The sequence below is a fragment of the Rhizobium sp. PAMB 3174 genome (genome assembly GCF_052908375.1).
The window spans coordinates 149,616-162,227 of record NZ_CM128608.1 but is presented as its reverse complement, the minus strand read 5'-3'; the positions used below and the strand labels follow the sequence as shown (position 1 = coordinate 162,227).

Genomic DNA, 12,612 nt, shown 5'->3' with positions numbered 1-12,612 from the left:
TCATAATGTGGATTTTGCCATGAAGGAAATTCAGCTGAAGGATGCCAAGGCGCGGCTCTCGGCGGTCGTCGACGACGCGGTCAACGGCGATGGCGCCATCATCACCCGTCATGGCAAACGAGATGCCGTACTGATCTCCTTCGAGGAGTTTCAGCGTCTGACGAGACAGGTGCCCAGCTTCGGCTGGTTGCTGGCACATGCACCGGTGGAAGATGAAGACCTGCCCGTACGCAAAAGCGCCCGAAGGGCCGACGAAGATGCCGTCTGATGTATCTGCTCGATACGAACGTCATCTCGGTGCTTTCACCGTCAACGCATGAGGCGTCTTCCGAGGCCGACGCCGTGAAACGCTGGCTGTCGACAACGGAGGCAGAGCTCTATCTCTCGGTCATCACCATCGCGGAAATCCAAGCCGGCCAATCAAAGGCAGAGCGCATCGGCGCCACACAAAAGACTAGGGCCATTTCAGCGTGGCTGGAGGCGATCGTGGGTCTCTATGGCGACCGGATACTGCCGCTGGACATTACCGCGGCCAAGACCACCGGACGCTTGCTCGACAGAGCCATTGGAGAGGGTGGCGATCCCGGCTTCGAAGATGCCGCCATTGCCGCGATCGCCCGTGAAAACAGGCTGACCGTTCTGACCCGCAATGTGCGCCACTTCCGGCATTTCGATGTCGCATTTGCCAATCCCTTCGAAAGCCTGCCACCCTTATGATCCGATTCGATTTCATTCCCTTTTTTCTGAAGGCTCCCCCATGACGTCCCGCCCCTTTTCCGTCATCGAAAACCAATGGATCACGCTCGCCGACGGCACGCGGCTTGCGGCCCGCGTCTGGATGCCTGAGGGCGCCGAGGCGGATCCGGTCCCGGCCGTCTTCGAGTTCCTGCCCTACAGAAAACGCGACGGAACGAGCCCGCGTGACGAATCGACCTATCCGGTCTTCGCCGCAGCCGGCATCGCCGGTGTGCGCGTCGATATCCGTGGCTCCGGCGAATCCGACGGCGTCATCGACGGCGAATATACCGAGCTGGAACTCGCCAACGCCTGCGAGCTGATCGCCTGGATCGCCGCCCAGCCTTGGAGCAACGGTTCCGTCGGCATGATGGGCATCTCCTGGGGCGGCTTCAACTGCCTGCAGGTCGCAGCCCTGCGCCCGCCGGCGCTGAAGGCCGTGATCTCCATCGCCTCGACCGTCGACCGCTACAACGACGACATCCACTACAAGAACGGCTGCCATCTCGCCGCACAACTCGGCTGGGCTGCCACGATGCTCGCCTACCAGTCGCGCTCGCCGGACCCGGCGATCGTCGGCGACCGCTGGCGCGAAATGTGGCTGGAACGGCTGGAAAAGGAGCCCTATTTCCTGGAGGAGTGGCTCTCCCACCAGCGCCGTGACGCATTCTGGAAGCACGGCTCGATCTGCGAAGATTTCAATGACGTCGAAATTCCCGCACTGGTGATTGCCGGCTGGGCCGACGGCTACCGCAACACGCCGCTGCGCGCCATCGAAGGCCTCGGAGAGAAGGCCAAGGCGCTCCTCGGCCCGTGGATCCACAAATATCCGCATTTCGCCTGGCCGAAGCCGCGCCAGGATTTCCACGGCGAGGCGATCCGCTGGTGGAACCGCTGGCTGCGCGACGAGCAGAACGGCGCAGAAGACCTGCCGCAGGTCCGCGCCTACATCATGGAAGAGATCCGCCCTGCCCCGCGTCGCGATTTCGATCCGGGCTTCTGGATTGCCAAGGACAGCTGGACAGCGCCGGAAAGCCTGGATCTTTCCGTGTCGTCGACCGGAAAGCTGGCACTCGGTGCTCCGGACGCCTCCTCAGGTACTGGCGACATCTACCATCGCTCGCCGCTCGACACCGGGACCTCCTCGGGCGAATATTTCACGCTGAAGCCGGACGCGGAAATGGCCGTCGACCAGCGCGGCGACGATGCCGGCTCGCTGGTCTTCGAAACCGCGCCGCTCGAAGCGGATATCGATATTCTCGGCCGCCCCGTCGTGACCGTCGAGGTGGCCTGCGAAGACGACTGGGCGAACCTTTGCGCCCGCCTCGTCGACGTCCATCCCGACGGCACCGCCTACCGCGTCGCCTTCGGTGTGCTTAATCTCGCACACCGGAATTCCTACGAATTCCCGGAAACGATGCCGAAGGGCGAGAAGGTCAGGATCACGCTGACGCTCGATGCCTGCGGCTATTCCTTCAAGAAGGGCCACAGACTGCGGCTGGCGCTTTCGACCGCCTACTGGCCGATGATCCTGCCGGCTCCGTCGGACCCGGGCCTTACGTTCGACACGGGGACGCTGAACCTTGCCCTGCCCCTTCTCGGGCAACATGAAAAGATATCCGTCAAGGAACCGGAAAATCCGGATCCACTACCCAAATACATCGAGCACAAGCCGGGCGAGACGAAACGCAAGGTCGTTCACGACCTGCAGGCGGGCGTCACGCGCTACAAGATCTATGAGGACACCGGTCTAAACGAGCATCCCGGCACGGGCCTGTCGACGCAGCAGATCCGCGACGAAACCTGGTCTGTCGCGCTCGACGACCCGCTTTCGGTGACCGGCGAAACGGAATGGACCTGCGACATGGCCCGCCCCGACTGGTTCGTCCGCACCGTCTGCCGCACGAAGCTCGCCTGCACGAAAACCGACTGGCTGCTGAGCGCAAGTGTCGTGGCCTATGAGGGTGAGACACAGTTGTTCGAAAAGACCTTCGAAAAGGTCATCCCGCGCGACTTCATGTGAGCATCCGAGATGGTGAGATGGTGGAGCCGTAGAGGCCTTGTGATCGAGGCGTATTCTGATAGAGAGGAATTCCGGCTCCAGCCCTGAAGGGAATCACCATGCCGGACTTCTCCACCATCATCGTTTTCGCCACTGCGGCCCTGGTCCTTACGGCAACGCCCGGACCTGACATTCTACTCATCACCTCCCGCACCATCAGCCAAGGACGGGCTGCAGGCTTTCTGACCTATGGCGGTATTGCGCTCGGCACCTATTGCCATGTCCTTGCCGCGGCATTCGGGCTTTCCGGGCTCTTCCTGACGGTCCCCGTCGCCTATGAGCTCCTGCGTTGGGTTGGATGCGCCTATCTGCTCTATCTCGCTTACAAGACGATCAGCTCGAAGGCATCTGGGCTTTCCCCGACATCAACGCTGAAGCGGATCTCCAATAGGCGCATTTTTCTGGAGGGGCTCGGGACCAACCTTCTGAACCCAAAGATGGCGCTGTTTGTCCTTGCGCTGTTCCCGCAATTTCTCAGTCCCGAAAGCGGCTCGGTGATCGGTCAGATGATCATCCTCGCAACAGTGCTGAACAGCATAGGCTTGCTGGTCAACGGCTCGGTCATTCTTCTCGGCAACCACATCCGAGCCCGGCTTTCCGGCCTCCTTCGCTATCCGAAACTTCCTCAGTATTTCCTTGCGACTATCTTCGCCGGACTGGCCTTCCGTCTTGCCTGGGGAACAAGAGACTAGCTCCTGATCAGCGCCTTGATCCCCTCGCACAGCGCCACAAACCCGGCGCGTGCGCCGGGGCTCATGTGGCGGGCTCTGAGCCAGGCATGCACCATCTGTGGCTCGTCGCGGTATGTGACGGGCACGCCTGCCGCTTCCAGCCGCCCGGCATAAAGCCGCGCATCGTCGCGCAGCGGGTCGAAATGGGCCGAGGTGATGTAGGCCGGGGGCAGGCCGGCAAGAGTGTCGGCCTTCAGCGGAAAGGCGACCGGATCGTCCTCCGGCGCGCCGAGAATCTCGCGATAGTAGGCGACGTCGGCGGTGGTCAACCCGGGCGCATTGGCCATCTCCGCATAGGACCCGGAGATAAGATCTCCTCCGAGACCCGGATAGATCAGCACCTGCCCGATGAGACCTTGATCGATGCCGTGCTGTCGGGCCTGAATAGCGGCTCCCGCCGCCAGGTTACCGCCAGCGCTGTCGCCGATCACGATCACCTTGTCGCCGCGGTCCAGGATAAGCCGCAGCACGGAATAACAGTCGTCTGCCGGCGCGGGATAGCGGTGTTCCGGCGCCAGACGATAATCGACAGCAGTGAGCTCGGCGCCGACGGCATCGGCGATCTCGGCACAGATGGCGTCATGGCTTTCAAGTGAACCGACGACGAAGCCGCCGCCGTGAAAATAGCAGAGCTGGACATCGGTAGTGACACGTTCCGGCCGGTAGCGGCGAACCGGCACCCCTGCAACCACACCATCCTGCTTCTCCAAGCCGGCCGGCAGGGGTGGCGAGAAGGCGGCGCAGAGTGCGTCATACCATTGCCGCTGCTGCGCGATCGGCGCATCGACCGCGTCGGGTGGATAAAAGGCCTCGCACTGCCTCTGAAAGGCGAGAATTTCCTCTTCCCGCGGCATGACCTGCGTACCGTCCAACATTGCTCATCCTCCGGAGACCCCGGAGCGACTATCGCAGCAACCGCCTGCCATCCGCAATGCCCTTGATGCGCACTGCAGATCTTCCAATCCGTGATGATTAATGAGCCTTCACCGGATATTCGTTGGCGTCGAAGACGTGGTGATGCACCCTGCCGGTGAACATCTCGAGAAGCCCCTTGGTCACCTCCCGGCTTTCGAAGCGGACCGGGCTTTGCAGGGCCGCATTGCAGGTGTCCATGTCCGGATAGCGGATGGCGAGCGCCATGGCATAAATTGGCGCGCCCTCGTCACGCTCCGTACCGTCCAGCACCCGTACCTCTGTCGCCCCGGGGAACTGCGTCCAGAGCGGCACCAGCCGGTCTTTGACATAGGCGCGGAATGCCTCTTCCTTGCCGGCATGGATTTCGCCCTCGAACAGGGCATAGCGAATGATCATGGAAAGCACCTTGAAGGGAGGGTCCTGCAAAAAGGGCACGCCTTTCGACGTGCCCTTTCCGGGAGGTGGGCTGATTACATCTTGCCCCAGATTTTCTTGTATTCGTCGCGGTAACCGTTGTCGGGGTCGAAGGTGTTCTTCGGCCCGCCGTCGAATTCGACGTTGGCAGAGGTCACGACATGCAGCGGCGAGACATAGCCGGACCACTGTTCACCCGCGAAGGCGCGGTTCAGTTCGTCGACCAGCTGCCAGCCCTGCAGGTTCAGCGGCTCCGCGACGGTAACCTGCTGATACTGCTTGGCACGGATGCGCTGATAGGCGCTTTCCGAACCATCGCCGGCAGCGACATTGACCGGATGGCCGTCACCGGGAATGCCGGCAGCGGCGAGCGACGGGCCCATGAAGTCGAAATAGAGGTCGTTGATCGCCAGCGAATGCGTCCACTGGTCGCCGTATTTCTGCAGGAGCGACGTGGTCAGCTGCGGCATGCGCTGCGAGGTCTCGGCGATCGGCGTGTCGACATATTCGAGCACGGTGCCGCCGAGATCCTCGATTTCCTTCTTCATCCGGTCGGCCTTGGCGATCGCGATCTGATAGGTCGAGTCGGTGAAAATGATGACGCCCGGCTTGCCCTTGGCATCGACATAGGCCCAGTCGGCGGCGGCTTTGGAAACCTCCATCGCGTCCGTTGTGACGTTGGCGAAGACGCCGACATCCGCAACCGGACCGACGGCAGGCGCCGCGTGCCAGGAGACCATCGGAATGTTGGCGGCCTTGGCCTGTTCCATCGCCGGACCCTGCTCGACGGCATCGAAGCCGTTGATGATGATGCCGTCCGGCTTCAGCGCCATGGCCTGGCCGAAGGCCGCCGTGCGGCCGGAAATCGAACCCGCGCCGTCCAGTACGGTCACCTTCCAGCCGGCAGCATCGGCCGCTTCCTGAACGCCGTTGACGACGCCGAGAATGCCGCCGTTCTTCATGTCGCCGGCCAGCACGACGATGCTCTTGCCTTCAGCGGCCTTCGGACCGGTCGTCGGACCGTCCCACTTGTCCACCTTGGATGCATACTTGTCGACGACGGCCTGCGCATCAGCCATTGCGTCGGCGAAAGCCGGGCCGGAGATCATCATTGCCACGACCGCGACGGTCGCCTTCATCATTGTCCTGCGTTTCATGCTCATTCCTCCCTTTGAGTATGCCGGCAAGTCCTCTGGACCCTGCCTTATTGTCGTGGTGCGGCCTTCTTCGCCGCCCCGCGTTTGCGCTGTGCGTAACCCGCGATGCCGATGGCCACCAGCAGTGTCACGCCATTGAAGAGCGGCTCGACGAAGAACGAACCGCCGAATTGCTGAATGCCGGAAATGCCGACCGCCAGAATGACGACGCCGACGATCGTGCCCCAGACATTGACGCGGCCTGGTTTGATGGTGGTCGAGCCGAGGAAGGCGCCGACCAGCGCCGGCAACAGATATTCGAGCCCGACACTCGCCTGGCCGATCCTGAGCTTGGATGCGAGCAGCACGCCCGTCAGCGCCGACAGGAAGCCGGACGAAATGAAGGCGCCCATGACGAACTTGCGCACCGGAATGCCGTTGAGTGCCGCAGCCTTGGGATTGGCGCCGATTGCATAGAGGTATCGGCCGATCGGCAAATATTCGAGCGCGATCCACATGACGACGGCGACGATCATGACGTAGAAGCCGGTGATCGGCAGGCCGAACAGCATGGTGCCGTTGAGCGCGTAGAAACCGTCGGGCAGAACGCCGACCACCTGCCGACCACCGGTGTGCCAGAGCGCCAGTGCATAAAGCACCGTGCCGGTGCCCAGCGTGGCAATGAAGGAATCGATCTTGGCGACCTCCACCAGCAGGCCGTTCAACAGGCCCGTAAACGCGCCGAGCGCCAGCACGATCACCACGGCTACCGGCCAGGGCAGGCCGAACATGGTCTGCAGGCTGATGGCCAGAACGTGCCAGAGCACGATGCCGTAGCCGATGGTCAGATCGATGCGACCGGCCGCCATCGGGATCATCGCCGCCAGCGACAGGAGCGCGATGATCGCCTTGTCGGAGATGATCGAGCGCAGGTTCAGGAGCGTCGGAAAAGTGCGCGGCAGCATGATCGAGAAGAGAATGATCAGCGCGACGGTCAGGATGACAAGGCCGTAGACCGGCAACAGGCGGGCGATACGCTGGCCGGCCGTCAGCCCCTTCATGTCCGCCTTGGTCGGCTCGAGCGCCGTGGATTCGATCGACTGCATGCTGTTCTCCCGTTCAAGCCGCTTCGGAGGCGGAGGCCGCGGTTATCAACGCGGGCGTCGTCAACGCCTCTCCGGCAAGTTCACTGACGATATGACCGCGCGAAAACACCAGCGCGCGGTGGCAGATATGGGCGATTTCCTCGAAGTCGGTGGACACCACGACCACCGCGAGCCCGGCTTCAAGCGCACGGGCGATCAGCCGGTAAATGTCCGCCTTTGCGCCGACATCGACGCCGGCGGTCGGGTCTTCCGCGATCAGGAGCTTGCGGCCCGTCGCCAGCCAGCGCCCGACCACCACCTTCTGCTGGTTGCCGCCCGAAAGTGCCTCGACCGGCAGGTCCGGATCGTTCGGCCTCAGACCGACGGACTGGCCGATGAACTCCGCATGTGCCGCTTCGCTGCGCGGCGTGAGGAAGGAAAACAGGCTGCGCTTGCCGGCAGCCGGATTGAGAAAAGTATTCTCGCGCACCGAAAGCGACAGCGCGACGGATTCTTCCGTCCGGTCGCGTGCGATCAGCCCGATGCCGCAGCGCATGGCCGCAAGCGGGCTCGACAGATCGGGGGTCTCGCCGTTCAGAAGAATCCTGCCGTCGAAGTCCTCAGCCCCGAACAGCGCGCGGCCAATGAGCTCCTGCCCGGCGCCGCGAAGGCCGACGAGACCGAGCAACTCTCCCTTGCGAATATCGAAGGAGATCGGAGCCGTTCCGGCGCACTGCAGATTTCTGACTTCGACGATGGCCTTGCCGGGATTCGCCGCGGCCTTGACGAAGAGTTCGTCCGTCGAGCGGCCGACGATCATCTGCACCAGCTCGGCCGGCGTCGTATCGGCGACCTCTTTCTGGCCGACGAGCTTGCCGTCGCGCAGCACCGCCACACGATCGGCGATACGGAAGATTTCATCCAGGCGGTGCGAGACATAGATCATCCCGACGCCCCGCTCCTTCAGCGGTCGGATCGCCGCAAACAGCCGCTCGACCTCGTCGGCCGGAAGACTTGCCGTCGGCTCGTCGAGAACGAGGACGTCCGCTTCGACCGCCAGGGCTCTGGCGATGGCGACCAGCGACTTCTCCGTCCGCGTCAGGCTGGAGACCCGGGTCGAGGGATCGAAATCGCAACCGACCAGCTTCAATGCCTCCGCCGCGCGTTTCTCCGTCCCCGACCAGTCGATCAGCCCGGTACGCATGGAAAAGCCCTGCGCCAGTCCGACGTTCTCACCGACAGTCATCCATTCGATGAGGCCGAGATCCTGGTGGATGAAGGCGACCGGCTGGCGTTCATTGGGTTTGGGGGGACGATGGGCGTAGGCTTCGCCGCGGAAACGGATTTCACCGCCATCAGGCTTGTGGATGCCGGCCAGCGTCTTGATGAGCGTGGATTTTCCCGCCCCGTTTTCGCCGAGGAGAGCAAGAATTTCGCCTGCCTTCAGATCGATCGAAACATCCGAAAGCGCACGGGTTCCCCCGAACTCCTTCGTGATCGACCGAAATTCCAGAAGCCGGCTCTCTCCCACTAGACGCTCCTCCCAAAGCCTCGTGATGAAGTTATGTTATCGATAACAATCGCGCGCCGTCAAGTGCAAAAGCGGAAAGGCTTCGCGATTTAGGAATGCCTGGTCGTAGGCCTCAGCCGAGGTCGCCGTCGAGCAGCCGCATCATCTCCGCCGAGTCCTTCGGACCCAGTCCCGCAGCGCAGAGCAGGCGGTGGATTTCGACGACCGGACCGGTCATCGGCAGCGGTGTCTTCGTCTTCAGGGCAAACGCCTGAAGGCTGTCGAGATCCTTCAGCATGTTGTCGATCCGCCCCGTCGGCGTGAAGTTTCGCGCGGCGAACTTGCCCATGAATTCCTGCATGATGGCGCTGTCGGCGCGCCCGCCCTTGAGTGCAGCGGGAATTTTCGCAGCATCGACACCGCCCGCCTCGGCAAGCTTCACCGCCTCGGCGACCGCCTGGAAGGCCACCGCGCAGAACAGCTGGTTGATGAGCTTGACCGTCTGCCCCGCCCCATTCGGCCCCATCAGCGTATAGTTGGCGGCAAGATGCTGCATCACCTGGCGGGCACGCTCGAAGTCGGCTTCGTCGCCGCCCGCCATGATCGTAAGCCGCCCGCCAAGTGCCCCCGGCGCACCGCCAGACAACGGGCAATCGACCCACTTCATCCCGGTCTCGGACGCGAGCTTGCGGGCCATATCCGCCGTGTCCTTCGGATCGATCGAGGACATGTCGATCAGCAGCTTGTCTGCCGCAGCAGCCTTGGCAACACCCGTTTCACCGAACACGACGGCACGCACGATATCGGCATGGTTGAGGCTGAGGATCACGAAATCGCAAGCGCCGACAGCGTCAGCGACGGACTCGGCCGCATGCGCGCCCTTCCCTACAAGGGCCGCGACCTTCTCGGCATCGAGATCAAAGATCGTGACCGCTTGGCCGGTCTCGAGAAGACGGGTGGCGATCGCCGATCCCATGATGCCGGCTCCGATCACCGCGATCCTCAACACGTCATTGCCTGCCATGGTCCGGCCTCCCGCCATCATTCAGTTTTCAATCAGCGCCGCGACACGGGCCACGGCTGTCTCCAGCGGTTCGGCACAATCGACCGGAATCGCATGTTCATCGGCGCCCGGTACCTCCAGCGTCGCCAGCTGGCTGTCGAGCAGCGAGGCGGGCATGAAATGGCCGGGACGATGCGTCATGCGTTCGAGAAGCAGTTCCCGCGACCCGTGCAGATGGACGAAGATGAGATCGTCGCCCGCCTTGCGCCGCAGGACGTCGCGGTAAATCCGCTTGAGCGAGGAGCATGACGCAATCCCGCCGCCATCCGCTCGCATCGCCGCCAGCGTCTCTCCGACCTTCTCCAGCCAGGGCCAGCGGTCGTCGTCGGTCAGCGGAATGCCCTTCGACATCTTTTCGACGTTCGCCGCCGGATGCAGGGCGTCGCCTTCGACGAACGGTAAGCCGAGCCTCTCGGCCAGTGCTGCGCCCATGGAGGACTTGCCGCAGCCGCTCACCCCCATCACCACGATCACCGTCATGTCTTCTCCTCAAAGGCAGGCGGTAATACCGCCATCGACATGCAGCGTCTCGCCGTTGATGAAGGAGGAAGCCTTCGACGAGAGAAACACGGCGGCGCCGATCAGTTCCTCGACATCGCCCCAGCGCCCGGCCGGCGTTCGCTTTTCCAGCCAGGAGGTGAATTCCGGATTGTCGATCAGGGCCTGGTTGAGCGGCGTCTTGAAATAGCCGGGCGCGATCGCGTTGATCTGCAGCCCGTATTTCGCCCAGTCGGTGCACATGCCCTTGGTCAGGTTTTTGACCGCGCCCTTGGTCGCAGTATAGGGCGCGATCGACGGGCGGGCGAGTTCGCTCTGCACCGAGGCGATATTGATGATCTTGCCGCGTCTGCGGGCGATCATGTGGCGCGCCACGGCCTGCCCGACGAGGAAGACGCTGGTGACATTCGTCTTGAACAGGAGTTCGAATTTATCCGCCGGATAATCCTCGAGCTGGGTTCGAAACTGCATGCCGGCATTGTTGATGAGAATATCGATCGCGCCGATCTCCGCTTCGATCTTGGCGATTCCCGCATCCACCTCGGCCTTGTCGGTGACATCGAAAATGGCGGCATGGCTCGTATAGCCCTTGGCCGCAAGATCCTTGCGCGCCTCTTCCACCTTGTCGGCGTTACGGCCGTTGATGATGACCTCGGCCCCGTGCGCCGCAAGACCATGGGCAAGCGCAAGACCGATGCCCTGGCTGGAGCCGGTGATCAGCGCGCGGCAGCCAGAAAGATCGAACAATGGAAACATGACTTTCCTCCCAAAACTCTTGTTTGCGTATCAAGCGGCCAGGTTGGCAGACCCGACCCGGCCGCTCAACACGGCATTGCGTTCTCGATATATGTTATCGATAACATTTTCAATCTGAAACTCGATCCGTCGAACGGATCACCGCATTTTCAGACTTCGATCGGATCCGCGCCGATGGCGGCAAGTGCTGCCTGCGCCACGGCGACATCCTCTTCGCCCTTGCCCGAACCGACGCCGATGGCGCCGGCGAGAAGGCCCGAAAAACGGATCGGCAAGCCGCCCTTCAGATGCGTGACACGGCCCTGCGAGGCGATGCCCGCCGCCGTGCCGAATTCCGGCGGCATGTTGCCGGTGGCGGCGTTGATCGAGGCGGCCGTGATGGCCTTTGCGGATGCCGTGTGCATCGAGGTGAACTTGGCGCCGTCCATGCGGAACTTTGCCAGCGTCTCGCCGCTCTGGTCGACGATCACGATGTCCTGAGGGACACCCATCTCCTCGGCCTTGGCGATGGCTGCGGTCAAGGCGGCCATGACGCCCTTGTGGGTCAGCGCGGTGGCGGGGCGAGTATAGGACATGAAAAAACCTTTCGATGGAACGCGTTGGAAAATGGAGTGGAAACGGATCAGGCGCTTTCGCGCAGGATCACCTTGTACGGGGTGAGGATCAGTTCGTCGCCGCTGACCGCTTCGCCGGCGATCGCCTGAAGCAGCCTCTGCGCGGCGAGCCGACCGATATCGTAGCAGCCGACATTGACCGTCGAAATCCGGGGGTGGCAGAAAGCCGAAATTTCGTAATCGCCGAAACCAGCGATGGCGATGTCGCCCGGCACCTTCATGCCGCGCCGCTGACATTCCATCAGCGCGCCGAAGGCCGAAAGGTCGGAAACGCAAAGGACCACCTCCGTGTCCGGCCAGCGCTCCAGCATGGAGACGACGGCCTGCGCGCCCTGCTCGATGGAAATTGGCGGTACGCCAAAGGAAATCAGTCGTCCTGGCTCCAGCCCGAGTTCCTCGACCGCTTTCAGGAAGCCCGCGCGGCGCAGACTGCCGCGCGTATCGCGGGCCGACGTTCCGCCGATATAGCCGAATTTCCGGTACCCCTTAGCGGCCAGCGCCCTCACGAGATCGGCCATCACCTCGCTGTTGGAGAAGCCGACGACGTGGCCGATGGGCTCTTCGGGAATTTCCCAGGTCTCGACCACCGGTATCCCGGAATTCTGCAGCATCCGCCGGGCCTGAGGCGTATGCGATCCGCCGGTGAGGATGATGCCCTCCGGCCGCCGCTGCAGCATCGACTGGATCAGCTTCTCCTCCTTCTCGGTCGAATAATCCGTGTAGCCGAGCAGAAGCTGGAGCCCCGATTGTTCAAGCGCGTCGGTAATGCCCCGCGCGGTATCGGAGAAGTTGGAATTGTTGATAGAAGGCACAAGCGCGGCGACGAAGCCCGTCCGTCGCGAGGAGAGAGACCCGGCCGCCTGGTCGAGCACGTAGCCAAGCTGATCGACGGCCTTGAGGATGCGCTTGCGGGTCTCTTCGGAAACCCGGCCGTCCTTCTTGAGCGCCCGCGACACGGTCATGGTCGATACACCGGCATAATCCGCCACATCGGCCATCGTCGGTTTGCCGCCGATGCTGGAAGGCAACGGTCCGCCCTTGCTCATCCCCTTCTTCGCCAAACCTATCCTCCCGCCATTCTCTGTCAGCGGAT

At 62.7% G+C, this 12,612-nt stretch carries 14 protein-coding genes; 4 read left to right on the top strand and 10 right to left on the bottom strand.

All coding sequences use genetic code 11. The features are described 5' to 3' along the window. Positions 1 to 19: 19 nt before the first annotated feature. The 4 genes from ACU5AY_RS00790 to ACU5AY_RS00775 all read left to right on the top strand — a co-directional run bounded on the left by ACU5AY_RS00790 (position 20) and on the right by ACU5AY_RS00775 (position 3,489). Positions 20 to 268: a type II toxin-antitoxin system Phd/YefM family antitoxin gene (locus ACU5AY_RS00790; RefSeq protein WP_446827610.1), complete on the top strand. Its 249-nt coding sequence runs from the start codon at positions 20 to 22 to the stop codon at positions 266 to 268. Further along, the gene (locus ACU5AY_RS00785; protein ID WP_446827609.1) at positions 268 to 717 is read left to right on the top strand and encodes a PIN domain-containing protein; all 450 of its coding nucleotides are present in this window, start codon (positions 268 to 270) and stop codon (positions 715 to 717) included. Before ACU5AY_RS00790 ends, ACU5AY_RS00785 begins: the two co-directional genes overlap by 1 nt. A 40-nt stretch (positions 718 to 757) precedes the next feature. Continuing rightward, a complete protein-coding gene (locus ACU5AY_RS00780) occupies positions 758 to 2,758 on the top strand; it encodes a CocE/NonD family hydrolase (RefSeq protein ID WP_446827608.1) in 2,001 nt (666 codons plus the stop codon). Positions 2,759 to 2,856: 98 nt separating this feature from the next. Then, entirely contained in the window at positions 2,857 to 3,489 is a 633-nt protein-coding gene (locus tag ACU5AY_RS00775) for a LysE family translocator (protein ID WP_446827607.1), read from the top strand. Here the strand turns inward: ACU5AY_RS00775 and ACU5AY_RS00770 are convergent. The 10 genes from ACU5AY_RS00770 to ACU5AY_RS00725 form a co-directional block, all read right to left on the bottom strand. Beyond that, complete coding sequence (locus ACU5AY_RS00770) at positions 3,486 to 4,403, bottom strand: alpha/beta hydrolase (RefSeq protein WP_446827606.1); 918 nt, start codon at positions 4,401 to 4,403, stop codon at positions 3,486 to 3,488. The two genes, ACU5AY_RS00775 and ACU5AY_RS00770, sit on opposite strands and share 4 nt — an antisense overlap. 97 nt (positions 4,404 to 4,500) lie before the next feature. Further along, positions 4,501 to 4,839: a hypothetical protein gene (locus ACU5AY_RS00765; RefSeq protein WP_446827605.1), complete on the bottom strand. Its 339-nt coding sequence runs from the start codon at positions 4,837 to 4,839 to the stop codon at positions 4,501 to 4,503. A gap of 74 nt (positions 4,840 to 4,913) precedes the next feature. Next, positions 4,914 to 6,014 (bottom strand): ABC transporter substrate-binding protein, encoded by a 1,101-nt coding sequence (locus ACU5AY_RS00760; RefSeq protein WP_446827604.1) that lies wholly within the window; start codon positions 6,012 to 6,014, stop codon positions 4,914 to 4,916. Positions 6,015 to 6,061: 47 nt separating this feature from the next. Further along, positions 6,062 to 7,099, bottom strand: a complete 1,038-nt coding sequence (locus tag ACU5AY_RS00755) for an ABC transporter permease (protein WP_446827603.1) — start codon at positions 7,097 to 7,099, stop codon at positions 6,062 to 6,064. A 13-nt stretch (positions 7,100 to 7,112) separates the two neighbouring features. Beyond that, positions 7,113 to 8,609, bottom strand: a complete 1,497-nt coding sequence (locus tag ACU5AY_RS00750; protein ID WP_446827602.1) for a sugar ABC transporter ATP-binding protein — start codon at positions 8,607 to 8,609, stop codon at positions 7,113 to 7,115. A gap of 112 nt (positions 8,610 to 8,721) precedes the next feature. Then, positions 8,722 to 9,612 carry an NAD(P)-dependent oxidoreductase gene (locus ACU5AY_RS00745; protein ID WP_446827601.1) on the bottom strand — a complete coding sequence of 297 codons (891 nt, stop codon included), beginning with the start codon at positions 9,610 to 9,612 and terminating at the stop codon, positions 8,722 to 8,724. Positions 9,613 to 9,633: 21 nt separating this feature from the next. Then, complete coding sequence (locus ACU5AY_RS00740; RefSeq protein ID WP_446827600.1) at positions 9,634 to 10,131, bottom strand: gluconokinase; 498 nt, start codon at positions 10,129 to 10,131, stop codon at positions 9,634 to 9,636. A gap of 9 nt (positions 10,132 to 10,140) precedes the next feature. Next, positions 10,141 to 10,905: an SDR family oxidoreductase gene (locus ACU5AY_RS00735; RefSeq protein WP_446827599.1), complete on the bottom strand. Its 765-nt coding sequence runs from the start codon at positions 10,903 to 10,905 to the stop codon at positions 10,141 to 10,143. 149 nt (positions 10,906 to 11,054) lie between these two features. Next, positions 11,055 to 11,480, bottom strand: coding sequence for a GlcG/HbpS family heme-binding protein (locus ACU5AY_RS00730; protein WP_261928894.1), 426 nt, complete (start codon positions 11,478 to 11,480; stop codon positions 11,055 to 11,057). Positions 11,481 to 11,527: 47 nt separating this feature from the next. Continuing rightward, entirely contained in the window at positions 11,528 to 12,517 is a 990-nt protein-coding gene (locus ACU5AY_RS00725; RefSeq protein WP_446828920.1) for a LacI family DNA-binding transcriptional regulator, read from the bottom strand. Positions 12,518 to 12,612 lie beyond the last annotated feature (95 nt).